This is a genomic window from Streptomyces lanatus, from assembly GCF_014655715.1.
In the GTDB taxonomy this organism is placed as follows: Bacteria; Actinomycetota; Actinomycetes; order Streptomycetales; family Streptomycetaceae; genus Streptomyces; species Streptomyces lanatus.
On record NZ_BNBM01000017.1, the window covers coordinates 15,380 to 37,230 of the forward strand.

General features: G+C 71.9%; 20 protein-coding genes, 1 other RNA gene and 1 pseudogene. 11 read left to right on the forward strand and 11 right to left on the reverse strand.

Annotated features, from left to right (window positions below):
• Window positions 1-2: 2 nt before the first annotated feature.
• Together IE325_RS34440 and IE325_RS34445 are read right to left on the reverse strand one after the other, a co-directional pair.
• Window positions 3-653 carry a class I SAM-dependent methyltransferase gene (locus tag IE325_RS34440; RefSeq protein ID WP_190074056.1) on the reverse strand — a complete coding sequence of 217 codons (651 nt, stop codon included), beginning with the start codon at window positions 651-653 and terminating at the stop codon, window positions 3-5.
• 96 nt (window positions 654-749) lie between these two features.
• Complete coding sequence (locus IE325_RS34445) at window positions 750-2,492, reverse strand: MFS transporter (protein ID WP_190074057.1); 1,743 nt, start codon at window positions 2,490-2,492, stop codon at window positions 750-752.
• Window positions 2,493-2,665: 173 nt separating this feature from the next.
• Between IE325_RS34445 and IE325_RS34450 the strand changes: the two genes are divergently transcribed.
• Window positions 2,666-4,105, forward strand: coding sequence for an MFS transporter (locus IE325_RS34450; RefSeq protein ID WP_373315269.1), 1,440 nt, complete (start codon window positions 2,666-2,668; stop codon window positions 4,103-4,105).
• Between the two features lie 7 nt (window positions 4,106-4,112).
• Here IE325_RS34450 and IE325_RS34455 read toward each other — a convergent pair whose 3' ends face one another.
• Both IE325_RS34455 and IE325_RS34460 read right to left on the reverse strand, forming a co-directional pair.
• Window positions 4,113-4,745 carry a response regulator transcription factor gene (locus tag IE325_RS34455; protein WP_190074254.1) on the reverse strand — a complete coding sequence of 211 codons (633 nt, stop codon included), beginning with the start codon at window positions 4,743-4,745 and terminating at the stop codon, window positions 4,113-4,115.
• Between the two features lie 218 nt (window positions 4,746-4,963).
• Window positions 4,964-6,157 carry a sensor histidine kinase gene (locus IE325_RS34460; RefSeq protein ID WP_190074059.1) on the reverse strand — a complete coding sequence of 398 codons (1,194 nt, stop codon included), beginning with the start codon at window positions 6,155-6,157 and terminating at the stop codon, window positions 4,964-4,966.
• Between the two features lie 296 nt (window positions 6,158-6,453).
• On the opposite strand from IE325_RS34460, the gene chsH3 reads away from it, so the two are divergent.
• The 3 genes from chsH3 to IE325_RS34475 are packed head-to-tail and all read left to right on the forward strand — an operon-like array spanning window position 6,454 to window position 9,367.
• Window positions 6,454-7,311 carry an enoyl-CoA hydratase ChsH3 gene (chsH3, locus tag IE325_RS34465; RefSeq protein WP_190074060.1) on the forward strand — a complete coding sequence of 286 codons (858 nt, stop codon included), beginning with the start codon at window positions 6,454-6,456 and terminating at the stop codon, window positions 7,309-7,311.
• Between the two features lie 29 nt (window positions 7,312-7,340).
• On the forward strand, window positions 7,341-8,417 hold the full coding sequence (locus IE325_RS34470; protein WP_190074061.1) for a Zn-dependent alcohol dehydrogenase: 1,077 nt from the start codon (window positions 7,341-7,343) through the stop codon (window positions 8,415-8,417).
• An 11-nt stretch (window positions 8,418-8,428) separates the two neighbouring features.
• On the forward strand, window positions 8,429-9,367 hold the full coding sequence (locus IE325_RS34475; RefSeq protein ID WP_190074062.1) for a 3-oxoacyl-ACP reductase: 939 nt from the start codon (window positions 8,429-8,431) through the stop codon (window positions 9,365-9,367).
• Window positions 9,368-9,435: 68 nt separating this feature from the next.
• Here IE325_RS34475 and IE325_RS34480 read toward each other — a convergent pair whose 3' ends face one another.
• Both IE325_RS34480 and IE325_RS34485 read right to left on the reverse strand, forming a co-directional pair.
• Window positions 9,436-9,591 carry a hypothetical protein gene (locus tag IE325_RS34480; protein WP_190074063.1) on the reverse strand — a complete coding sequence of 52 codons (156 nt, stop codon included), beginning with the start codon at window positions 9,589-9,591 and terminating at the stop codon, window positions 9,436-9,438.
• Between the two features lie 48 nt (window positions 9,592-9,639).
• Window positions 9,640-10,893 (reverse strand): hypothetical protein, encoded by a 1,254-nt coding sequence (locus IE325_RS34485; RefSeq protein ID WP_190074064.1) that lies wholly within the window; start codon window positions 10,891-10,893, stop codon window positions 9,640-9,642.
• Between the two features lie 222 nt (window positions 10,894-11,115).
• On the opposite strand from IE325_RS34485, the gene IE325_RS34490 reads away from it, so the two are divergent.
• The 3 genes from IE325_RS34490 to IE325_RS34500 are packed head-to-tail and all read left to right on the forward strand — an operon-like array spanning window position 11,116 to window position 13,885.
• On the forward strand, window positions 11,116-11,973 hold the full coding sequence (locus tag IE325_RS34490) for a Nif3-like dinuclear metal center hexameric protein (protein WP_190074065.1): 858 nt from the start codon (window positions 11,116-11,118) through the stop codon (window positions 11,971-11,973).
• The gene (locus IE325_RS34495) at window positions 11,970-12,713 is read left to right on the forward strand and encodes a zinc ribbon domain-containing protein (RefSeq protein ID WP_190074255.1); all 744 of its coding nucleotides are present in this window, start codon (window positions 11,970-11,972) and stop codon (window positions 12,711-12,713) included. Before IE325_RS34490 ends, IE325_RS34495 begins: the two co-directional genes overlap by 4 nt.
• A gap of 11 nt (window positions 12,714-12,724) precedes the next feature.
• A complete protein-coding gene (locus IE325_RS34500) occupies window positions 12,725-13,885 on the forward strand; it encodes a bifunctional RNase H/acid phosphatase (protein ID WP_190074066.1) in 1,161 nt (386 codons plus the stop codon).
• On the opposite strand, the gene eda is transcribed toward IE325_RS34500, so the two are convergent.
• Together eda and yaaA are read right to left on the reverse strand one after the other, a co-directional pair.
• Window positions 13,868-14,497 carry a bifunctional 4-hydroxy-2-oxoglutarate aldolase/2-dehydro-3-deoxy-phosphogluconate aldolase gene (gene eda / locus IE325_RS34505; RefSeq protein WP_190074067.1) on the reverse strand — a complete coding sequence of 210 codons (630 nt, stop codon included), beginning with the start codon at window positions 14,495-14,497 and terminating at the stop codon, window positions 13,868-13,870. The two genes, IE325_RS34500 and eda, sit on opposite strands and share 18 nt — an antisense overlap.
• A 61-nt stretch (window positions 14,498-14,558) precedes the next feature.
• Window positions 14,559-15,341, reverse strand: coding sequence for a peroxide stress protein YaaA (yaaA, locus tag IE325_RS34510; protein ID WP_190074068.1), 783 nt, complete (start codon window positions 15,339-15,341; stop codon window positions 14,559-14,561).
• A 74-nt stretch (window positions 15,342-15,415) separates the two neighbouring features.
• On the opposite strand from yaaA, the gene IE325_RS34515 reads away from it, so the two are divergent.
• The gene (locus IE325_RS34515; RefSeq protein WP_190074069.1) at window positions 15,416-16,852 is read left to right on the forward strand and encodes an RNB domain-containing ribonuclease; all 1,437 of its coding nucleotides are present in this window, start codon (window positions 15,416-15,418) and stop codon (window positions 16,850-16,852) included.
• Here the strand turns inward: IE325_RS34515 and IE325_RS34520 are convergent.
• Both IE325_RS34520 and IE325_RS34525 read right to left on the reverse strand, forming a co-directional pair.
• Window positions 16,803-17,399, reverse strand: a complete 597-nt coding sequence (locus tag IE325_RS34520; RefSeq protein WP_190074070.1) for a hypothetical protein — start codon at window positions 17,397-17,399, stop codon at window positions 16,803-16,805. The two genes, IE325_RS34515 and IE325_RS34520, sit on opposite strands and share 50 nt — an antisense overlap.
• A complete protein-coding gene (locus IE325_RS34525) occupies window positions 17,396-18,157 on the reverse strand; it encodes a MerR family transcriptional regulator (protein ID WP_190074071.1) in 762 nt (253 codons plus the stop codon). Before IE325_RS34525 ends, IE325_RS34520 begins: the two co-directional genes overlap by 4 nt.
• Window positions 18,158-18,210: 53 nt before the next feature.
• On the opposite strand from IE325_RS34525, the gene IE325_RS34530 reads away from it, so the two are divergent.
• From IE325_RS34530 to rnpB, 3 genes and pseudogenes are all read left to right on the forward strand, one after another.
• A complete protein-coding gene (locus tag IE325_RS34530; protein ID WP_190074072.1) occupies window positions 18,211-19,086 on the forward strand; it encodes an AraC family transcriptional regulator in 876 nt (291 codons plus the stop codon).
• A gap of 52 nt (window positions 19,087-19,138) precedes the next feature.
• Window positions 19,139-19,885: pseudogene (locus IE325_RS47125) on the forward strand (DMT family transporter); the annotation flags it as partial.
• A 115-nt stretch (window positions 19,886-20,000) separates the two neighbouring features.
• Window positions 20,001-20,402, forward strand: an RNA gene (rnpB, locus tag IE325_RS34540) — RNase P RNA component class A.
• 385 nt (window positions 20,403-20,787) lie between these two features.
• On the opposite strand, the gene IE325_RS34545 is transcribed toward rnpB, so the two are convergent.
• A complete protein-coding gene (locus tag IE325_RS34545) occupies window positions 20,788-21,843 on the reverse strand; it encodes a tyrosine-type recombinase/integrase (protein WP_190074073.1) in 1,056 nt (351 codons plus the stop codon).
• Window positions 21,844-21,851: the final 8 nt, after the last annotated feature.

Consider the following 21,851-nt stretch of genomic DNA (forward strand, 5'->3'; position numbering starts at 1 on the left):
GTTCAGCTGCCTGTCCCCGTCCGCTTCAGCACCCGCAGCGAGCCGGTCACCGACGCCTCGGTGAACGCCCCGGACGCGAGGGCCCGCAGGTACACGCGGTACGGGGCCTGGCCGGTGAATTCGTCCTCGGGGTCCGGGAACACGTCGTGGATGACCAGGAGGCCGTCATCGGCGACGTGCGGGGCCCAGCCCTCGTAGTCGGCGGTCGCGTGCTCGTCGGTGTGGCCGCCGTCGATGAAGACCAGGCCGAGGGGGGTGCCCCAGACCTTCGCGACCTGCGGGGAACGGCCGACCAGGGCGATCACATGGTCCTCCAGGCCCGCCTTGTGCAGCGTCCGGCGGAAGGTCGGGAGGGTGTCCATCAGGCCGAGCTCGGGGTCGACCGTCTCCGGGTCGTGGTACTCCCAGCCCGGCTGCTGCTCCTCGCTGCCCCTGTGGTGGTCGACCGTGAGGGCCGTCACGCCGGACGCGCGGGCGGCGTCGGCGAGCAGGATCGTGGAGCGGCCGCAGTACGTGCCGACCTCCAGGAGGGGCAGGCCGAGCCGCCCGGCCTCGACCGCCGCCGCGTACAGGGCCAGACCCTCGTCCACCGGCATGAAGCCCTTCGCGGCCTCGAACGCGGCCAGGATCTCGGGCTTGGGGGCGGGGGTCATGGGGTCCCTTTCGGTCGTACGGGCGTTTGGGCGCCCATGGTGCACCACACCCCCCGTCATGTGGTCGACGGGGGGTGCGGGCGGGTGGCCGGTGTGTCAGGCGGTGACCGTCTCGGCGGGCAGTGCCAGGTCCACGTCCACCGCTCCGTCGTCGCCCGCATGCGTCGCCGAAGAGGCCAGCGGCCCGTGGCCGTCGGCGCGGGCGGCCAGGACGTAGGCGCCCTGGGCGGGGACGGCGAGGGCGTAGCTGCCGTCATCCTCGGAGAGCGTCGCGCCGGCCTGGCGGCCCCGCCGGTCGATCAGGGTGACCTTGGCGCGGGCGACCGGGGTGCCGGTGGCGTCGACGACCCGGCCCCGGAAGCCGCGCAGGGCCTCCTCGGCGCGCTCCAGGTTGGCGTCCTCCTCGCTGCTGGCGCGCAGCTGCGTGTGGGCGGCGGCCGGGCGCTGCCTGGGGAGGAAGAGGGCCAGGAGCAGGCCCACGGCGACCGCGGCGGTCGCGATCAGGAAGGAGACGCGGAAGCCGTGCATGGTCGGGATCTCGACGCCGCCGACGTTGTTCGCGGTGTTCGCCAGGACCATACCGATCACGGCGCTCGACACGGACGTACCGATGGAACGCATCAGCGTGTTGAGGCCGTTCGCCGCGCCCGTCTCCGAGGCCGGGACCGCGCCGACGATCAGGGCGGGGAGGGAGGAGTAGGCCAGGCCGATGCCGGCGCCCAGGACGACCGCGATGACCAGGCTCTGCCAGGGGGCGCTCATCAGGCCGAGGCCGGCGCCGTAGCCGATCGCGATGATCAGCATGCCGAGGATGAGGGTGGTCTTGGGGCCGTACTTCGCGGAGAGACGGGCGTAGACGGGGGCCGTGAACATCATCGTCAGGCCGAGCGGGGCGACCAGCAGGCCCGCCACGACCATCGACTGGCCCAGGCCGTAGCCGGTCTCCTTCGGCAGCTGGAGCAGCTGGGGGAGGACGAGCGAGACGACGTAGAAGCTGACCCCGACCATGATCGACGCGAGGTTGGTGAAGAGGACGGCGGGGCGGGCGGTGGTGCGCAGGTCGACCAGGGGGGCCTTGGTGCGCAGCTCGTAGACGCCCCAGACGAGGAGCACGGCCGCCGAGGCGCCGAACATGCCGAGTGTGAGACCCGATGCCCAGCCCCAGTCGCTGCCCTTGGTGATCGGCAGGAGGAAGAGGACTAGGCCGACGGAGAGGCCGAGCGCGCCGAGGGCGTCGAAGGTGCCTTCCGCGCGGACTTTGGACTCCGGTACGACGAGGAGGGTGAGGGCGATGGCGAGGATGCCGAGGCCCGCGGCGCCGTAGAAGAGGGCGTGCCAGTTCGCGTTCTGGGCGACCAGGGCCGCGGCGGGCAGGGCGAGGCCGCCGCCGACGCCGATCGAGGAGCTCATCAGGGCCATCGCCGAGCCGAGCTTCTCGCGGGGCAGCATGTCGCGCATCAGGCCGATGCCGAGGGGGATCGCGCCCATCGCGAAGCCCTGGAGGGTACGGCCGACGATCATGGGGAGCAGGGTGCTGGTGAGCGCGCTGACCAGGGCGCCGACCACCATCACCGCGAGGCTGGCTATCAGCATGCGCCGCTTGCCGTAGAGGTCGCCGAGGCGGCCCATGATCGGGGTCGCGACGGCGCCCGAGAGGAGCGTCGAGGTCAGGACCCAGGTGGCGTTGCTGGGCTCCGTGCTGAGCAGCTGCGGCAGGTCCTTGATGACCGGGACGAGCAGGGTCTGCATCACCGCGACAACGATGCCCGCGAAGGCGAGGACCGGGACGAGTGGGCCGGTCGCTCTGCCGGTGGGCTGGTCGTTCGTCGTTTGTGTCATGTGTAGCTCGAACTCCGTCTGCCTGGGCAACTATTCCGATGCTTTGAGACACTAACGAATTCTTGACCTTCTCTTGGGGTTCGGGCCTAGGGCGAAGGGGGAGCGGGCCTAGGCGGAAAGAGGAGCGGGCCTAGGTCGAAATCCTGATGCCAGGAGCGTCGGCCGTTGAGAGCATGACATCCATGCTCGAAGCCACCGACGTCACCCGCGCCCCCCGCCGTACGGCTCCTCCCACCTGGCTGGTGGTGGCGCTCGCGTGCGCGGGGCAGTTCCTGGTCGTGCTCGACGTGTCCGTCGTGAACGTGGCGCTGCCGTCGATGCGCGCCGACCTCGGACTGGACGCGCAGGGCCTGCAGTGGGTGGTGAACGCCTACGCCATCGCCTTCGCCGGGTTCATGCTGCTGGGCGGACGGGCCGGTGATCTGTACGGCCGTAAGCGGATGTTCCTCGTCGGGCTCGGCCTGTTCACCCTGGCCTCGCTGGCCGGCGGGCTGGCCCAGCAGGACTGGCAGCTGCTGGCGGCGCGGGCCGTGCAGGGTCTGGGGGCGGCGGTGCTGGCGCCCTCGACGCTGACGATCCTGACGGCGGCGGTGCCGGAGGGCGCGGCCCGGGCACGGGCGATAGGGACCTGGACCGCCGTCGGTGCGGGCGGCGGCGCGGCGGGCGGCCTCGTCGGCGGGGTGCTGGTGGACGTCCTGTCGTGGCGCTGGGTGCTGCTGATCAATGTGCCGGTGGGTGCCGTGGTGCTGGCCGGTGCCGCGCTCTGGCTCGCGGAGAGCCGGGCCGGCGACGGGCGGCGGCTGGATCTGCCGGGCGCGGTGCTGGTGACCGCGGGGCTCGGCACCCTCGCCTACGGCATCTCCCAGACGGAGGCCGCGGGCTGGACGGCGACGGCCACGGTCCTCCCGCTGCTCGCCGGTCTCGCCCTGCTCGGCGCCTTCCTCGCCGTCGAGTCGCGTACGGCGGCCCCGCTGATGCCGCTCGGACTGCTCAGGGTGCGGGCGGTGGCGTCGGCGAACGTGGCCATGCTGCTGAGCGGCTCCGCGATGTTCTGCATGTGGTTCTTCATGACGCTGTACGCGCAGAACGTGCTCCACTACACACCCCTGGAGGCCGGACTCGCCCTGGTGCCGAGCTCGCTCGCCGTGATCCTCGGCTCCAAGCTCGCACCGCGGCTGATGCGGCGGATGGGGGCGCGGTACGTGGCGGTCATGGGGTCGCTCGTGGCGGCGGTCGGCTTCGGCTGGCAGTCGACGCTGAGCGTGGACGGTGCGTATCTGACGTCGATCATGGTGCCGGGGATTCTGATGATGCTGGGCGCGGGCCTGGCGGCGACACCACTCGCGTCCCTGGCCACGTCCGGGGCCCGACCGGAGGAGGCGGGCCTGGTCTCCGGGCTGGTCAACACCTCACGCACGATGGGCGGTTCCCTGGGGCTGGCGATCATGTCGACGATCGCGGCGGCACGTTCGGCGGGGAGCGGGGCGCCGGGAGCGCTGACGGAGGGGTATGCGCTGGTGTTCCGTACGTCTACGGCGGTGTTGTTGGTGGGGGCGGTGCTGATGGTGCTGTGGCTGCCGAGGAAGCCTGCCGCGAGCTCGCCCGCGGCCTAGCCCCCGTTCACAGCCACCCTTGCTGCCGTGCCTCCCGCAGCGCTTCCATCCGGTTGCGGGTGCCCGTCTTGCCGATGGCGGAGGAGAGGTAGTTGCGGACCGTGGACTCGGAGAGGTGGAGCTTGGTGGCGATGTCGGCGACCGTCGCGCCCTCCGTGGAGGCGTTGAGGACGTCGCGTTCACGGGCGGTGAGCGGGTTCGGGCCGGCGCTCAGGGCGGCCGCGGCGAGGGCCGGGTCGATCACCGTCTCGCCGGTGAGCACCCGGCGGACGGCGACGGCGAGTTCCTCCACGGGGCCGTCCTTGACGAGGAAGCCGGCGGCGCCCGCCTCCATGGCCCGCCGCAGATAGCCGGGGCGGCCGAACGTCGTCAGGATCAGCACCCGGCAGTCGGGCACCTCGTCACGCAGCTGGGCCGCGGCGTCGAGGCCGCTCAGACCCGGGAGTTCGATGTCGAGGAGGGCGACATCGGGGCGGTGGGTGAGAGCGGCGTCCACGATGGTGTCCCCGGCCGACACCTGCGCCACGACCTGGATGTCCGGCTCCATCCCGAGCAGTAAAGCGAGTGCTCCGCGCATCATGCCCTGGTCCTCGGCGAGCAGAACCCGGATGGACTTGGCGGGCCGATGGTCCCGCGGCATCTCGTTCACGGGCCAAGAGTAGGTTGTCCAGGGGCTTGGGGCTTGGGGCTCGGGCTTGCGACCCGGGCTCGGCGCTGGGCTTACGAAGCCGGGCGAGCCGCCCGCCCGGCCCGCCGCACTACCCGACGGCGAGGGGACCGCCTGGACCACCGGCTTCCTTGGCCGGGGCTCGGGGCTGGACCTCCGAAACCGGGCGAGCCCTCACCCGACCTGCCGCACTACCTCACGGCCAAGGCGACCGCCTCGACCACCGGCTCCCTCGACTCCACCGGCAGTTCCGCCGTCACCACGAACCCCTGACGCGGCCCCGGCCCCGCGGTCAGCGTGCCCCCGGCAGCGGCCAGTCGCTCCGTCAGCCCTTTCAGCCCCGTGCCTCCGCTACCGCCTCCGCTTCCGCCTCCCGGGCCCTCCACCGCACCCCCGTCATCCGTCACCGTCAACCGCACCCGTTCCCCACTCCCCGAACTCCCCGACACGACGATCTCGCACCGCCCGGCCCCGCTGTGCCGCACGACATTCGTGACCGCCTCGCGTACCACCCAGCCCAACAGGGCCTCGGTCTGGGGGACGAGGGGTGGGCCGGAGCGGTGTATGGAGGGTTCGATGTCGGCCGCCCGTAGTGCGGAGACCGCGTGGTCGAGTTCGGTGCTCAGGCTGCCCTGCCGGTATCCCGTCACGGCCTCGCGGATCTCCGTGAGCGCCTGGCGGCCGACCGCCTCGATGTCGTTGAGCTGGGACTGCGCAGCCGCCACATCCCCGGCGGCGAGGCGACGCGCGGCCTCCGACTTCACCACGATCACCGACAGGGTGTGTCCGAGCAGGTCGTGCAGATCGCGGGAGAAGCGGAGGCGTTCCTGCTCGACCGCGCGCCGGGCCAGTTCCTCGCGGGCGGTGCGCAGTTCCCGTACCGCCTCCGAGAGGGACAGGATCGCCGCCGTCACCATCGTGGAGATCCAGGTGGCGTAGGCGATGTCGAGCCCGGCCCAGCCGTCGTGGGCGACGGAGACGACACCGGCCACCACACCGACCACCAGACCGGTCGGACGCAGCTGCGGCATTCGTACGACCGCGCCCGTGGCCAGGCCGAGCAGCGGGAAGAACAGCAGCCAGTTGCCGCCGTACGCGAGCGCCAGGGCGCAGGTGACCAGGCCCAGCAGCACCAGGGCCACCCGGGTCGAGGTGGCCTCCCGCGTCTCCTTCAAGAAGGAGCGGAAGGAGACGTAGATGTAGAGCGAGTTGAAGGTCAGGAGGCCGAGGCCGCCGATCCATGGCTCCGGGGTCTCGCCCTGGAAGAGGTTGGAGAAGGCGCCCATGCCCATCAGCAGCCAGGGCAGCAGGCTGTAGCCGTTGGGGCTCCGCTCGTCCCTGAAGGTCTCGCACGAGCTCGTGCGGGTCTTGCGCAACCAGGCCATGCCCCTGCCCCCTGTCGGGTGAGAACCGATGACATCGACGGTACGGATCCGGGGCGCCGCGCGGCAGGGGCGGCCGTACGCGATACGGCAGGACAAATGTCATGGGTGACCGAGCCGGGCTGACACCTCGTCAGGAGTCTTCACAACTGTGGAGTGCTCGGCTATACAGAGGGCGCCGGACTGGAACGCGTTCTAGAACGGCCCGCGACGACCTCGGTGCGGCCGACGGTGCGGACGGCCGTACCGGGGTCTTGACCCGCCAGAGCCACCAGAACCCCGCCACCGTCAGGAGCCGTATGCCCATCGACGCAGCCAAGGCCCTCGCCGCCGAGCCCCGGACCGGTGAGATCTCCTGGAACTCCAAGGACGTCCAGCTGTACCACCTCGGCATCGGCGCCGGCCTGCCCGCCACCGACCCCGACGAACTGCGCTACACCCTGGAGTCCCGGCTGCACGTCCTGCCGAGCTTCGCCACCGTCGCGGGTTCCGGATCGCCCGGCGTGATCAGCGGACTGTCGATGCCCGGCATCGAGGTCGATCTGGCCCGCGTTCTGCACGGCGGCCAGAGCGTGACCCTGCACCGGCCCATCCCGGCCACCGGCACGGCCACCGCCACCAACCGGATCGCCGCCGTGTACGACAAGGGCAAGGCGGCCGTCCTGGTGCTGCGCACCGAAGTGGCCGATGCCGACGGTCCGTTGTGGACCAATGACTCCCAGATCTTCATCAAGGGAGAGGGCGGCTTCGGCGGCGACCGGGGCCCCTCCGCCTGCCTCGAACCTCCCGTCGGCGAGCCCGCCCGGACCCTTGAGCGCCCCATCCGCGAGGACCAGGCCCTCCTCTACCGCCTCTCCGGCGACTGGAACCCGCTGCACGCCGACCCCGAGTTCGCCAAGGTCGCCGGCTTCGAGCGGCCCATCCTGCACGGCCTGTGCACCTACGGGATCACGCTCAAGGCGGTCGTCGACACGCTGCTCGGCGGGGATGTGACGCGGGTGCGGTCGTATGTCACCCGGTTCGCCGGGGTCGTGTACCCGGGGGAGACCCTGCGGATCCGTATGTGGCCCGGGGACGGGGCCGTGCGGGTCGCCGTGAGCTCGGTGGAGCGGGACGACGCGCCCGTCCTCGCCGACACCGTCGTCGAACACTCCTGAACTCCGCATGACCTGAGGGGAGCCGCACCATGCGCGCAGCCGTACTGCACGAGATCGGCCAGGACAAACTCGAGGTCCTCGACGACTTCGAGGCGGTGGGCTTCGGCCCCGGCAAGGTGAGGGTCCGGGTACGGGCCACCGGGCTGTGCCACTCGGACCTGTCCGCGATGAACGGCGTACTGCCCCAGCCCGCGCCCTTCGTCCCCGGGCACGAGGGCGCCGGGGAGATCCTGGAGGTCGGGGAGGGTGTACGGAATCTGAAGCCCGGCGACCGGGTCGTGCTGTGCTGGCTGCCCGCCTGCGGAGCCTGCCCCGCGTGCAAGCGAGGCCAGACCGAGCTGTGCCTGGCCGGGTTCATGAACGCGGGCACCCCCAACTTCAAGCGCCCCGGCGGTGATGTCTTCGGCTTCGCCGGCACCGGCACCTTCACCGAAGAGGTCGTGGTCGAGGCGGGCTGCGCGGTGCCCATCCCCGACGACGTGCCCTTCGACATCGCCGCCCTCATCGGCTGCGGCGTCACCACCGGCCTCGGCGCCGCCCTCAACACCGCCGACCTGGAGGCCGGTTCGTCGGTCGTCGTCATCGGCTGCGGGGGCGTCGGCATCTCGGCGATCCAGGGCGCACGGCTCAAGGGGGCGGCGGAGATAGTCGCCGTCGACCCGGTCGCCTCCCGTCGCGAGGCCGCGCTGAGGTTCGGCGCCACCAGGGCCATCGCGCCGGACGAACTGGCCGACGCCAAGCAGCAGATCACCGCCGGCGAGGGCTTCGACTACGTCTTCGAGGTCGTCGGCAGGTCCGCCACCGCCCGCACCGCCTACGAGAACACCCGGCGCGGCGGCACCCTCGTCGTCGTGGGCGCGGGCGCCATGGACGACTTCCTCCAGCTCAACATGTTCGAGCTGTTCTTCGACGAGAAGCGCATCCTGCCGTCCATGTACGGCGGCGGCGACGTCCTGCGCTCCTACGAGCGGACGATCGCGCTGTGGCGCGCGGGCCGCATCGACCTGGCCGGCCTGATCACCCACCGGGTGCCACTGGCCGAGATCAACGAGGCCCTGGACCAGATGCGTACCGGGACGGCCCTGCGTACGTGCATCGAGATCTGAGGACGGTACGGATGTCACTGCCACTTCAGGGGCTGTCCGCCGTCGTCACCGGCGCCGGGCGCGGCCTGGGCCGGGCCGAGGCGCTGGAACTCGCCCGGCTCGGCGCGGCCGTCGTCGTCAACGACTACGGACAGCCCGGCCGGGACGGATCCGGCGCCGCCTCCGCCGCCCCCGCCGAGGAGGTCGCCGCCGAGATCCGCGCGGCGGGCGGCACGGCGCTCGCGCACACCGGGGACGTCGCCGACTTCCAACAGGCGGGCGCACTGGTGGAGTTGGCCATCGGCGAGTTCGGCAAGCTGGACATCCTCGTCAACAACGCGGGCATCCTGCGCGACCGCATGGTCTTCTCCATGGCGGAGGGCGAGTGGGACTCGGTGATCCGGGTCCACCTCAAGGGGCACTTCAACACCATCCGGTTCGCCGCCGCGCACTGGCGTGAGCGGTCCAAGGCGGCGGGCGGGGCGGTGTACGGGCGGATCGTGAACACCTCCTCGGAGGCGTTCCTCGCCGGATCCGCCGGGCAGCCCAACTACGCGGCCGCCAAGGGCGGCATCGTCGGCCTCACCACCTCCAGCGCCCTCGCGCTCGCCAAGTACGGCGTCACCGCCAACGCCATCTGCCCGCGCGCCCGTACCCGGATGACCGAGGACGTCTTCGCGGGCCTCGCACAGCCCGAGGACGGCCTCGACCCGCTCGCCCCCGAGCATGTCGCCCCGCTCGTCGGCTACCTGGCGTCCCCGGCCGCCGCCCGGATCAACGGCCAGCTGCTCGTCGTCCACGGCGGCATGGTCGCGGTCGTCGAACGGCCCCGGGTGGCCGCCAAGTTCGACAGCAAGCAGGAGGCCTTCAGCTACGAGGAGTTGGACGCCGTACTCGGTGCGCATTATGCGGAACGGCCGCAGGAGGAGACGTTCGCGGCGGCGGAGGTGCTGGGTCTGAAGCGGGCGTAGAGAGCGAACGGGAACGGCCCTGCTCCCCGAGGGGGAACAGGGCCGTCGCACCGAGTTTGTGCGTGGCGTCAGACCGCCGACTCGGTCTCCTCGACCTGCTTGCGGTGCCGGCCGGGAGGGGCCGACTCGCCGTCGTGGGCCGAGACCGGGCCCCGGTGCCTGCCGTGGCCGGTGTCCTCCTGGACGTCGGACGACGGCTGGGTCGTCGTGCTGGCGTTGCTCATCGGTACAGCTCACCCCGTCAACATGATCCTTCTAACAGCCGGGCGAGTCTAACCGGGTGACCATGGGCCGAATCCAGGCGGCCGCGCCAACCGCCACGACTTCGTTACAAGACCGTCCAATGGGGCTTGTTGCAGGGGAACGGGGCGCATCCGAGTGGGGGCCGGGGGCTCTGTGGGTGCCGCGTCAGGCAGTAGGGCCCGTGCGGCACCGTCGTGGCTGGTCGCGCCCACGCGGCGGTAGCCGCAGATCGAATCCAGCCCCCCGCCCCTTTGGGGCGCCTCCCAACAGGCAACTCCACACCGCACCGCCCCCGACGCATAAGGCATCCGCAGCACCCCTTCCCGAGTCCACCACCCCACCCCCCTCAACCACCCCTCCGGCGCCGCGAGATGACGCACATCCCGCTCCGCAGGCCGCCACACCCCCACCCAACTCCCCACCGGCCCGTCGATGCGCAGCGCCACCCCGCAGCTCTCCGGTGTCAGCACCTGACCCGGCTGGATCGCGAACGGCGTCACCGTGCACTCGGGCATGCGCAGGCACTCCGGGAAGCGCACCGGAAGGGTGCTGCCGAGGACGCCCCAGCCCAACCGTTCCTGCCCGGGCGAGGGCGCGTCCGAGCGGATCAGCAGCAGCCCGCTGTCCGGGTCGGCGAGCAGCAGCCGGTCGTCGCTGTCGTCCGCGATCTGCAGCAGCGGCGACACCTCGCCGCCCCGCCCCAGATCGACCACGACGGCCTTCGTACGGCCCCCGGACTCCGGGTCGAGCCGGTCCAGGGCCAGCATCCGCCCCTCCCGGTCCAGCCACACCCCGCCCGAGCAGCGCCCCGGGATCCGCGCGAGGCACTCCGGCCCGGAGGCGACCCCCGCCACGAGCCAGACCGCGCTGGAGCGCCGGCCCACCGCGAGGGCGTACGCCTTGGCGCCGCCCGGTGCCGGGGGCAGCATCCGCAGCCGGGTCCCCTCCTCCGGGCACTGGACCGCGCCCAGCGGCAGTTCGCCGGTGCCGGGACCGGTCGGGTACAGCAGCGAGAACACATGCCGTCCGTCGGTGGGGCGGCGGATCAGGACCCGTCCGTCGCCCATCGGCTGCACCTCGGTGCCGGGCTCCTCCGGCTGATGGGCGGGCAGTGGCACGGCGTAGGGCTCGGGGCCGTCCAGGGTCCAGCGCTCCGGGAACCAGTTCTCGCCGTCCAGGGCGAGGCGGGCGGCGTAGGAACCGTCCGCCGTGATGGCGCAGTCCGCACCAGGCGCGTCGCCGTCCTCATGCTCCGCCGCGGGCTCGATCGCACAGGCCGTCATGGTCCGGTCACCTCCGGTCACGACGCTAGTTTTCGCACGCACAGGCGTGGGACCGGTGACGTCCGCTTCACACAAAGGGATGGCCCAGGAACGATTCACCTGAGGAAACGGGGGCCGATGTGCTGAGCGGAGCAGGGGTGGCCCCGAGCGGCCGGTGGGGGCGCGATACGGCTGTTCCGTAGCCGGTACAGCCGTACGGAACGGGCAGGTAGCCTGTCCTTCGTGCCCCGTCTGTCTGAAGTCATCGCCGCGCTGGAGAACCTGTGGCCCGCCGCGCGGGCCGAGTCCTGGGACGCGGTCGGCACCGTCGTGGGCGACCCCGACCAGGAGGTCTCCCGGGTCCTCTTCGCCGTCGACCCGGTCCAGGAGATCGTGGACGAGGCGGTCAAGCTGGACGCCGACCTGCTGGTCACCCACCACCCGCTCTACCTTCGCGGTACGACGACGGTCGCGGCCTCCCACTTCAAGGGCCGGGTCGTGCACACCCTCATCAAGAACGACATCGCGCTCCACGTCGCGCACACCAACGCCGACACCGCCGACCCCGGAGTCAGCGACGCGCTCGCCGGGGCCCTGGACCTCCGTGTCGTACGCCCCCTGGTGCCGGACCCGACCGACCCGAGCGGGCGCCGGGGCCTGGGCCGTGTCTGCGAGCTCGACCACCCCCTCACCGTCCGCGAGCTGGCCGCACGCGCCGCCGAACGCCTCCCCGCCACCGCGCAGGGCATCCGCGTCGCCGGCGACCCCGAGGCGACGGTCCGTACGATCGCGGTCAGCGGCGGCTCGGGCGACAGCCTCTTCGACGACGTACGCGCCGCCGGTGTCGACGCCTTCCTCACCGCGGACCTCCGCCACCACCCGGCGTCCGAGGCCCGCGCCCACACTCCTCTCGCGCTGCTCGACGCGGCGCACTGGGCCACCGAATGGCCCTGGTGCGAGCTGGCAGCCACCCAGCTCGACGAGATCTCCGACCGCAACGGATGGGGACTGCGCGTCCACGTCTCCGACACGGTCACCGACCCCTGGACCGCCCACGCGGCGTCCAACCAGCCCACTAGCACTACGGGAGCCCCCAACTGAACGCCGCGCCGGCCGACCAGATCCGACTCCTCGACGTCCAGGCCCTCGACGTCCGCCTCCAGCAGCTCGCGCACAAGCGGAAGTCGCTGCCCGAGCACAGCGAGATCGAGTCGCTGACCAAGGACCACACCCAGCTGCGCGACCTGCTCGTGGCCGCGCAGACCGAGGAGAGCGACTGCGCCCGCGAGCAGACCAAGGCCGAGCAGGACGTGGACCAGGTGCGCCAGCGCGCCGTCCGCGACCAGCAGCGCCTGGACTCCGGTGCCGTCACCTCCCCGAAGGACCTGGAGAACCTCCAGCACGAGATCGCCTCCCTCGCCAAGCGGCAGGGCGACCTGGAGGACGTCGTCCTGGAGGTCATGGAGCGCCGCGAGTCCGCGCAGGAGCGGGTCGCCGAGCTCACCGAGCGAGTCGGCGCCGTGCAGGGCAAGGTCGATGACGCGACCGCCCGCCGCGACGCCTCCTACGAGGAGATCGACGGCGAGGCGGCCACGGTCACCAAGGAGCGCGAGGTCGTCGCGGGCGCGGTCCCGGCCGATCTCCTCAAGCTCTACGAGAAGCTGCGCGAGCAGCAGGGCGGCATCGGCGCGGCCAAGCTGTACCAGCGCACCTGCCAGGGCTGCCGCCAGGAGCTGTCCATCACCGACATCAACGAGATCCGTTCGGCGGCGCCGGACACCGTGGTGCGGTGCGAGAACTGCCGCCGGATCCTGGTGCGTACGTCCGAGTCCGGCCTCTAGGAGCCTCAACCGTGCGGGAGTTCATCGTCGAGGCGGACGGCGGGTCACGGGGCAACCCGGGGCCCGCGGGCTACGGTTCGGTCGTCGTCGACGCGGCGACGGGCCAGACGCTGGCCGAGGCGGCCGAGTACATCGGCGTCGCCACGAACAACGTCGCCGAGTACCGGGGGCTGTTGGCGGGGCTGCGGGCGGCGCACCGGCTCGACCCGTCCGCCACGGTGCACGTCCGTATGGACTCCAAGCTGGTCATCGAGCAGATGTCGGGCCGCTGGAAGATCAAGCACCCCGATATGAAGCCCCTGGCGTTCGAGGCATCGAAGGTCTTCCCCGCGCCCCAGGTGACATACGAGTGGATCCCCCGCGAGCAGAACAAGCACGCGGACCGGCTGGCCAACGAGGCGATGGACGCCGGGAAGCGGGGGGAGCAGTGGTCGGCGGCGGATTCGATGGCCGAGGTGGAGGCAGCGGACGCGAAAGCCGAGGCTGATGTCCGTGCCGCCCGCACCGTCGCCGCCCCCTCCACCGGCTGGGGTCCCGCCGACATGGGCGCCCCCGCCACCTTCGTACTGCTGCGGCACGGCGAGACGCCCCTCACCCCCGAGAAGCGTTTCTCCGGCAGCGGAGGCACGGATCCGTCCCTCTCCGACATCGGCCGTGAGCAGGCAGAGCGGGTCGGTGCCGCCCTCGCCCGGCGCGGCACCATCCAGGCCATCGTGGCCTCGCCGCTCGCCCGCACCCGGGAGACCGCCGGTATCGTCGCCGCCCACCTCGGACTCGACGTGGCCGTCGACGACGGTCTGCGCGAGACCGACTTCGGCGCCTGGGAGGGCCTCACCTTCGGCGAGGTCCGCGAGCGCCACCCCGACGACCTCACGACCTGGCTCGCCGACCCCGAGGCCCGCCCCACCGGCGACGGCGAGAGCTTCGCGGCCACCGCCACCCGGATCGCCGCCACCCGCGACAAGCTGGTCGCGGCGTACGCGGGCCGCACGGTCCTGCTCGTCAGCCACGTCACCCCGATCAAGACGTTCGTACGCCTCGCCCTGGGCGCCCCGCCCGAGTCCCTGTTCCGCATGGAACTCTCCGCGGCCTCCCTCTCGGCGGTCGCGTACTACGCCGACGGCAACGCGAGCGTACGGCTCCTCAACGACACCTCACACCTGCGCCCGTAGCCCCGCCGCCGCCCGGGCCAGCGCCTCGATCCGCCTCCAGTCCTGCCCCGCCACCGCGTCCGCCGGAAGCATCCAACTGCCGCCCACGCAGCCGACGTTGGGCAGTGCGAGGTATTCGGGCGCCGTCGCCGGGCCGATGCCGCCCGTGGGGCAGAACCGGGCCTGCGGCAGCGGTCCGTTCAGCGACTTGAGATACGCGGTGCCGCCCGCCGCCTCGGCCGGGAAGAACTTCATCTCCCGCACCCCGCGCTCAAGCAGCGCCACCACCTCGGAGGTGGTCGACACCCCCGGCAGATACGGCACCCCGGACGCCCGCATGGCGTCCAGCAGTACGTCCGTCCAGCCGGGGCTCACCAGAAAGCGTGCCCCCGCCCTGACGGCGTCCGTCACCTGCTCCGGCGTGATCACCGTGCCCGCCCCGACCACGGCGTCCGGCACGGCGCCCGCGATCGCGCGGATCGCCTCCAGCGCGCCCGGCGTCCGCAGCGTCACCTCGATGGCGGGCAGCCCGCCCGCGACCAGGGCCCGGGCGAGCGGTACGGCGTCGGAGGGGTCGTCGACCACGACCACGGGGACGACGGGCGCGAGATCCAGGACTGAGGAGGAGGTCATGGTCTCATCCTGCCCAGGGCGAGCAGCATGCGCAAAGGTCATTGCGCATGCTGCAATCGCCTCAGTGGATCTCCGTCACCAGCACATCCAAGGTCCACGCCTTCCCTGGCTTCCCGGGCGCCGCCACCTCCACCTCGTACCCGAGATCCCGCAGCGCCTCCACCAGCTCCGCCGGTCCCTCGGGCGCGGCACCCTCTGTCAGCAGACTCCGTACGATGCGCCCCTTGGTCGCCTTGTTGAAGTGGCTGACCACCTTCCGGGTCGGCGCGTGCAGCACCCGTACCGACGCCGTCCGCCCGGCCACCTCGCCCTTCGGCTTCCACGCCGCCGCGTACGCCGACGAGCGCAGGTCCAGCACCAGCCCGTCCCCGGCTGCCTCCGGCAGCACCTGTGCCATCGGCGCCCGCCAGTGCGCCCCGAGCGCCCCGAGGCCGGGCAGCTTCACGCCCATCGAGCAGCGGTAGGAGGGGATGCGGTCGTTGACGCGCACCGCGCCCCACAGCCCCGAGAACACCAGCAGCGACCGGGTCGCCCGCCGCTTCGCCGCCGCGTCCAGCGACGCCAGGTCCAGGGCGTCGTACAGCACCCCGGTGTAGATCTCCCCGGCCGGCCGCGCCCCCGCGGTCAGCAGCCCGGCGTTCTTCGCGACCTCGCCCCGCAGCCCCTCGCTGAGCCCGAGCACGTCCCGCGCCTTGTCCTCGTCGGCTCCACACAGCTCGACCAGCTCACGCAGCACGGCCTCGCGCGCCTCGCCCAGCCCCGGCAGGGACAGCGAATCCGGCTTCAGCGGCGCACCCCGCCCGGACGAGGCCTTGCCTTCGGACGGCGGCAACAGGACAAGCACACGTACTCCTTCGCTACGAACTCCGCCACAGCGTACGGCGTGCCACCCGGCGCCCCTCGCCCTACGCTCGACTCATGCCCCGCCGCCACATCCGGGTGACCGGCGCCCCCGAGGCCCCCCTCAGGGCCGCCCTCGCCGAGCTGCGCACCGAACTCGGCGTCGCCGGGAGCTTCCCGCCCGAGGCACTGACGGAAGCCGAGCAGTCGGCGAAGGCCCCGATGCTCCCCTCGCGCGACGCGATCGACCTCCCTTTCTTCACTCTCGACCCGCCCGCCTCCACCGACCTCGACCAGGCGATGCACCTCTCCCGCCGGGGCACCGGCTACCGCGTCCGGTACGCCATCGCCGACGTCGCCGCCTTCGTCGCACCGACCGGCGCGCTCGACCGGGAGGCCCACCGGCGGGTGACCACGCTCTACTTCCCTGACCTGCGGGTCCCGCTGCACCCCGAGTCGCTCAGCGAGGGCGCGGCGAGCCTGCTCCCGGACCAGGACCGGCCCGCGGTGCTCTGGACGATCGACCTCGACGGGGACGGCCGTACCCTCGCCGTCGACGTACGCCGGGCCCTCGTCCGCAGCCGGGCCAAACTGGACTATGCGGGCTTGCAACGCCAGATCGACAACGGGACCGCCGAGGAGCCGCTGGCGCTGCTCAAGGAGATCGGCGAGCTGCGGGAGAAGCTGGAACTGGAACGCGGCGGCATCTCGCTCAGCGTGCCCGAGCAGGAGATCGTCGAGCGCGACCACACCTACGAGCTCGCCTACCGCGCCCCGCACCCCGCCGACCGCTGGAACGCCCAGATCTCCCTGCTGACCGGCATGGCCGCCGCGGAGCTGATGCTGGCCGCCGGCACCGGCATCCTGCGCACCCTCCCCGCCGCCCCCGACGGCGCCGTCGGCCGACTCCGCCGTACCGCGCACGCCCTGCGCATCGACTGGCCGCACCACGTCTCGTACGCCGAACTGGTCCGCTCCCTGGACCCGCACCGCCCGCACCACGCGGCCTTCCTCCAGGAGTGCACGACGCTGCTGCGCGGCGCCGGGTACACGGTCTTCCGGGACGGCGTCTTGCCCGCCCTCACCACCCACTCCGCCGTAGCGGCCCCCTACGCCCACTGCACGGCCCCCCTGCGCCGCCTCGCCGACCGGTACGCAGCCGAGATCTGCCTGGCGGCTGGCGCCGGGCGACCGGTGCCCGAGTGGGTGCTGGCCGCCCTCGACGCGCTGCCGGCCCGGATGGCCGAGGGCAGCCGACGCGCGGGCACGGTCGAGCGGGAGTGCGTCGACATCGTGGAGGCGGCGCTGCTGAAGGACCGGGTGGGGGAGGAGTTCGACGGCTGGGTGGTGGAGGTGGAGGAGCGCCGGCCGGCCGTCGGGACCGTGCAGTTGGAGTCCCCGGCGATCATCGGCCGGATCGAGGGGACGGACGCGCTTCCGCTCGGTGAGCGGCTGCGGGTCCGCCTCACCCAGTCGGATCCGGGAGCGGCGAAGGTACGTTTCGCGCCTGCCTGAGTGCCGATACGAGGCTGTCGGCGTCCTCGGCGTGGAAGCGCACGAGCCGGACGTCCCGCCGCCGGCCCAGGAAGGTGAAGTGGGCGACGGGTTCGGCGAGTTCGAGCGTGATGGTGGTCTGTGCGCCGACGGCGAGGTTGAGTTCGCCCTCGGCCCGCTCATGGGTGTGGCGTGACTCGCGGCGCACATGGGCGATCTTCTCCAGCGGTATGCGCAGATCGACGTGCGCGGCATGCCGGACGCGCAGGAAGCCGGCGCCGAGGACATGCGGCCGTACGACGGAGGCGGCGTGCATCCCGACGACCAGCACGAGGGTGTACACGTCCACCATGAACCACGCGCGCTGTACGGCGGGGTGGTTCCGCAGCAGTACGGACATGGTGATCGACTCGATGACGATCACGAACCCGAAGCCCATCATCATGGCGCCCTGCCCACGCGCGTACCCGAAGCCGGTGCCGTCACCGATCCCGTGCCGGCGCCGGGCCACCCACAGCCCGAGACTGGCGAGGACGCGCAGCTCGTGCCGCACCAGGGCGAGCATCATGGTCCGTTCCCCTCGGTCAGGTGCCGCAGCGTGCGGCGGATGGCCTCCGCCTGGGCCGGTGCGAAGTCGGCGTAGAAGGCGCGCAGGAAGCTGTTGTCGGAGTCGATGTGCAGCGGCTCCGGGAACAGGTCGCGGGGCAGACAGTCGGCGAGGGCACGGGCCGCCTCGTCCACCCGCGGGTCGTCCGGGTCGGCGTCGACGAGCTGGTCGAGCAGGGCGTAGGCGGCCACGGCCCGCTCCTGGCCACCCGGCCGGGCGAGGGCGCTCCCCAGCGCGCCCATCAGCTGCTCCCGCCCCTCGGGATCGGCCGTGGTCTCGATCAGCGCGAGCATCTCGCGGTCCTTCGCGGCCATGGGGGAGTCGGCGGCGAGATGCGCCGTGTCCTGGAACAGCGCGGCCAGCCGAGGCGACACCGGCCCTTCCGCGGGCAGCCCGCCCTCCGCCTCCAGCAGCACCCGCAGCCGCTCCCGCCGCTCCCGGATGGCGGCCTCCTGCCGGGCGAGATCCTCGTCCAGCTCGCCGAGCACCTCGACGAGATCCTTCCCGGCGTCCTCCGCCAGCACATCCCGGATCTCCGCGAGCCCCAGCCCCAGCTCGGCCAGCCGGCGGATCCGCGCCAGCACGACCGCGTGCCGCAGCGTGTAGTCCCGATAGCCGTTCGGCAGCCGCTCCGGTTCGGGCAGCAGCCCCTGATGGTGGTAGTGCCGCACCGTCCGGGTGGTGACACCCACGGCGGCGGCGAGTTCTCCGATCCGCATGGGACCAGTAGAAACGCTGACGTTACGGCAGGGTCAAGCGGACACCGCCGGGCATGGAAACGGGGCTTCGGGTGTTGAGCCCGTACGGGAAAGGGGGTGACAGGTTGCGCGAACAGGCACTGTGGACCAGGGCCCGGCTCGGCCGCGACGGACCGCCCCTCGACCTGCTGACCGCCCGCTTCGACCGGCACGTCTACGCCCCGCACGCCCATGACGAGTTCACGATCGGCGTCTGCGTCGGCGGCAGCGAGATCATCGACTACCGGGGCGGCCGTATCCGCCCCGGCCCGGGCTCCATCGTCGTACTGGCACCGGGAGAGATGCACACGGGCGCTCCGGCCGCCTCCGAGGGCTACGCCTACCGAGCCCTGTACGCCGACACATCACTCCTGACCGACGGAGCCCGCAGCACCGCCGTCCCGTATTTCCGCGACCCCCTCCTGGACGACCCGGAACTGTCCGCCGCCCTGCGCCGAGCCCACACCGAACTGGCCGCCTGCCCAGACCCCCTGGAAGCCGAGTCCCGCATCCCCTGGCTGCTGACGGCCCTGGCCCGCCGCCACTCCACGGCCCGCGCGGCCGACGACACGGTGCCCGGCGCGGACCATCTGGCACGGACGGTCCGCGACCGCCTGGCCGACGAACTCACCGCCCCACCCTCCCTCGCCTCCCTGGCCACCGAACTCGGCCTGTCCCGCTACCAGCTCCTGCGCGCCTTCCGTACGACGATGGGGATACCGCCGTACGCCTGGCTGGCCCAGCACCGGGTCACCCGGGCCCGCGCACTCCTGGAGTCCGGCCTGCGCCCGGCCGAGGTCGCCGGCCTGGTCGGCTTCGCGGACCAGGCACACCTCACCCGCTGGTTCCGCCGAGTACTGGGCGTCACCCCGGCGGCGTACCGCAACAGCGTTCAAGACACCGGACGCTGAGCGGACCGAGACTCCCCGCATGACTGCACGTGGCTGGTCCCTGTTCGCCCTGATGGGCGTGGTCTGGGGCATCCCCTACCTATTGATCAAGGTGGCGGTGGAGGAGGTCTCCCCGTCGACGGTGGTGTTCACGCGCTGCGCGCTGGCCGCCGCGCTCCTGCTCCCCTTCGCGCTACGCCAGGGCGGCCTGCCCCGGACGATACGAACGCACTGGCGCCCCCTGCTGGCCTTCGCCTGCATAGAGATCATCGGCCCCTGGTGGACCCTGACGGACGCCGAACGCCACCTCTCCAGCTCCACGGCCGGCCTGCTGATCGCGGGCGTCCCGATCGTCGGCGTCGCCCTGTCCCGCTTCTTCGGCACTCGGGAACACCTCGGCATCCGCCGCGTCATCGGCCTGGCCCTGGGCCTGGCCGGCGTGGCCACGCTCACTTTCCCGCATCTGACGACGGGCGACGCCCGCTCCCTGACAGAGGTCCTGCTGACGGTACTGGGATACGCGACGGCCCCGTTGATCGCGGCGAGATGGCTCAAGGACGTCCCGTCCCTGCACCTGACCGCGGCCTGCCTGACCCTGGCGGCCCTGGTCTACGCCCCCGCGGCGGCCCTGACCCGCCCGACGTCCCTCCCCTCCGCCGAGACCCTCGCCGCCCTGGCCGCCCTGGGCGTGATCTGCACGGCGGTCGCCTTCGTGGCCTTCCTGGAGCTGATCAAGGAGGTGGGCCCGACGCGGGCGACGGTATTCACGTACGTCAATCCGGCGGTGGCGGTGGCGGCCGGGGCGCTGTTCCTGGACGAGCCCCTGACGGCGGGGATCGCGGTGGCCTTCGCACTGATCCTGGCGGGCTCGGTACTGGCGACGGCGGCAGGTCCTGCGAAGGACGAGGGCCCGGTACCATGGTCGACACGGCAGACGAGCCGGGCGGACGGCCGCGTGGAGTCCCCCTAGGGGGCTTCCCGAGGAACGTCCGGGCTCCACAGGGCAGGGTGATGGCTAACGGCCACCCGGGGTGACCCGCGGGACAGTGCCACAGAAAGCAAACCGCCCGGTGCTTCGGCGCCGGGTAAGGGTGAAACGGTGGTGTAAGAGACCACCAGTGCCCAGGGCGACCTGGGCAGCTAGGTAAACCCCACCCGGAGCAAGGTCAAGAGGGAGCGCCTCGGCGCTCCTGCGGGGACGTTCGAGGGCTGCCCGCCCGAGTTCCCGGGTAGACCGCAGGAGGCCGGCGGCAACGCCGGTCCTAGATGGATGGCCGTCACCCCGGCTCCCGCGAGGGACCGGGGGACAGAACCCGGCGTACAGCCCGACTCGTCTGCCGCTAAGGGGCTCTGATCAGCGTTTTAGCTGGTCAGAGGCCCTTTTTCGTCGATTCAGGCCCTCGGCTAGAACCCGTTCCGTACGCGTCCAAACCGGGGTTCACGGCTACGTACGTAGCCATGAAAGTAGCCATGGGACGGGAGTCTACGAGCCTGCTTGATTCGGCCCTTCACCTGCGGCAGCACGCCGCTGTCCTGAGCCTTTGATGGGATGGAGCGTCCCGTCGGAACATCGCGCGGCGGGGCGTGATCAGGTTGTACCTCTCTGATTGCCCCGGATAGATCCTCGGTTCTGCGGGGCGCAAACGCGCCAGCGGGGCTGAGGCCGACATCGGCCTCAGCCCCGCTGAGGGTTCTGCGTTCGCGCCGGGAGAGGCGCTGAGGTCACGCCGCGACAGGCTCGGGGGACCGCGACGGCCGCGCCGTGAGGCCCGCGGCGATGGCTCCGTGCGTGTCCGCGTGGTCCCGCAGGAGGTGGCTGTACGTCCGGCGCAGCTCCTCGACGGAGTCGCCGACCCACGCCGCCACGGTGTGCTCCGGGATTCCGTTCTGAAGGCACGTGGAGATGAAGGTGTGCCGCAAGTCATGGAACGTGGGGAGCTTCCCCATCTCGTCCTTGATCCCCAGCTTCCGCAGCGTGGGCTTCCACGCGTCGTCGTTGAAGTGGTTCCGGCAGATGAGGTTGTTGCGTGCGCTCCAGAACAGGGCGCGTGCCGTGCCGCGCTTGCACTCGGCGAGCGTCTTCTTGTGCTCCCACAGGACGTTCTGGGTGACCCGCGGCGGCTGCTGCTCCATGAACTCCTCCAGGGCGTCCACCAGGTACGGCGGCATCGGGACGTCCTTGGTGTTCAGGCGCGGGCTCGTCTTGAGCCTGTCGACGAGCGTGGGGCTGTAGCGGGTCTCCTTGGTCCGGAGGATCTGCCGGCGCACGGTGAGCAGCTTGCTGTCCGTGCCGATGACGTCCTCACACACGGCCAGGGCCTCTGCTTGGCGGAGCCCGCACGCGAACCCGAGCATGGGTATGAGGCGGTACCGCTCGGGAAATTCGTCGTAGATCGCCCAGCACTCCTCCGGGCTGAAGACGTAGAAGGTCGACTCGGCGACGTAGGGCCCGTCTACCTCGTACGTGGGGTTGGACGCGATCTTTCCGTTCTGGAGGGCGTCCTTGAGGATCATCTTGAAGACCTTCCAGTGCCCCTCCGCGGTGGAGTCTGCGAGGTCCTTGTTGGCCTCCATCTCCTGTACCCACGCCTCGACTTGGGCCTTCCTGATGGTGCGAAGGCGCTTGCTTCCCCAGCGGGGGTTGAGGTGGACGCGGACGGCGGACTCGTAGCTGGCGACGCTGATCTCCTTGGCGCGCCGTCTGCCCAGCCAGTCGGCTGCCCACTGCCTGAAGGTGAGGTTCGTTTCGACGGGCTCAGGGGTTGCGCCTGGGGCCATTCCGTCGA

Excerpts from the sequence above, each read along its gene's own strand:
- IE325_RS34440 (WP_190074056.1), bottom strand. The coding sequence starts at position 653 with ATGACCCCCGCCCCCAAGCCCGAGATCCTGGCCGCGTTCGAGGCCGCG.
- IE325_RS34445 (WP_190074057.1), bottom strand. The coding sequence starts at position 2,492 with ATGACACAAACGACGAACGACCAGCCCACCGGCAGAGCGACCGGCCCA.
- IE325_RS34450 (WP_373315269.1), top strand. The coding sequence starts at position 2,666 with ATGACATCCATGCTCGAAGCCACCGACGTCACCCGCGCCCCCCGCCGT.
- IE325_RS34455 (WP_190074254.1), bottom strand. The coding sequence starts at position 4,745 with ATGCCGCGGGACCATCGGCCCGCCAAGTCCATCCGGGTTCTGCTCGCC.
- IE325_RS34460 (WP_190074059.1), bottom strand. The coding sequence starts at position 6,157 with ATGGCCTGGTTGCGCAAGACCCGCACGAGCTCGTGCGAGACCTTCAGG.
- chsH3 (WP_190074060.1), top strand. The coding sequence starts at position 6,454 with ATGCCCATCGACGCAGCCAAGGCCCTCGCCGCCGAGCCCCGGACCGGT.
- IE325_RS34470 (WP_190074061.1), top strand. The coding sequence starts at position 7,341 with ATGCGCGCAGCCGTACTGCACGAGATCGGCCAGGACAAACTCGAGGTC.
- IE325_RS34475 (WP_190074062.1), top strand. The coding sequence starts at position 8,429 with ATGTCACTGCCACTTCAGGGGCTGTCCGCCGTCGTCACCGGCGCCGGG.
- IE325_RS34480 (WP_190074063.1), bottom strand. The coding sequence starts at position 9,591 with ATGAGCAACGCCAGCACGACGACCCAGCCGTCGTCCGACGTCCAGGAG.
- IE325_RS34485 (WP_190074064.1), bottom strand. The coding sequence starts at position 10,893 with ATGACGGCCTGTGCGATCGAGCCCGCGGCGGAGCATGAGGACGGCGAC.
- eda (WP_190074067.1), bottom strand. The coding sequence starts at position 14,497 with ATGACCTCCTCCTCAGTCCTGGATCTCGCGCCCGTCGTCCCCGTGGTC.
- IE325_RS34515 (WP_190074069.1), top strand. The coding sequence starts at position 15,416 with ATGCCCCGCCGCCACATCCGGGTGACCGGCGCCCCCGAGGCCCCCCTC.
- IE325_RS34520 (WP_190074070.1), bottom strand. The coding sequence starts at position 17,399 with ATGATGCTCGCCCTGGTGCGGCACGAGCTGCGCGTCCTCGCCAGTCTC.
- IE325_RS34525 (WP_190074071.1), bottom strand. The coding sequence starts at position 18,157 with ATGCGGATCGGAGAACTCGCCGCCGCCGTGGGTGTCACCACCCGGACG.
- IE325_RS34530 (WP_190074072.1), top strand. The coding sequence starts at position 18,211 with ATGGAAACGGGGCTTCGGGTGTTGAGCCCGTACGGGAAAGGGGGTGAC.
- IE325_RS34545 (WP_190074073.1), bottom strand. The coding sequence starts at position 21,843 with ATGGCCCCAGGCGCAACCCCTGAGCCCGTCGAAACGAACCTCACCTTC.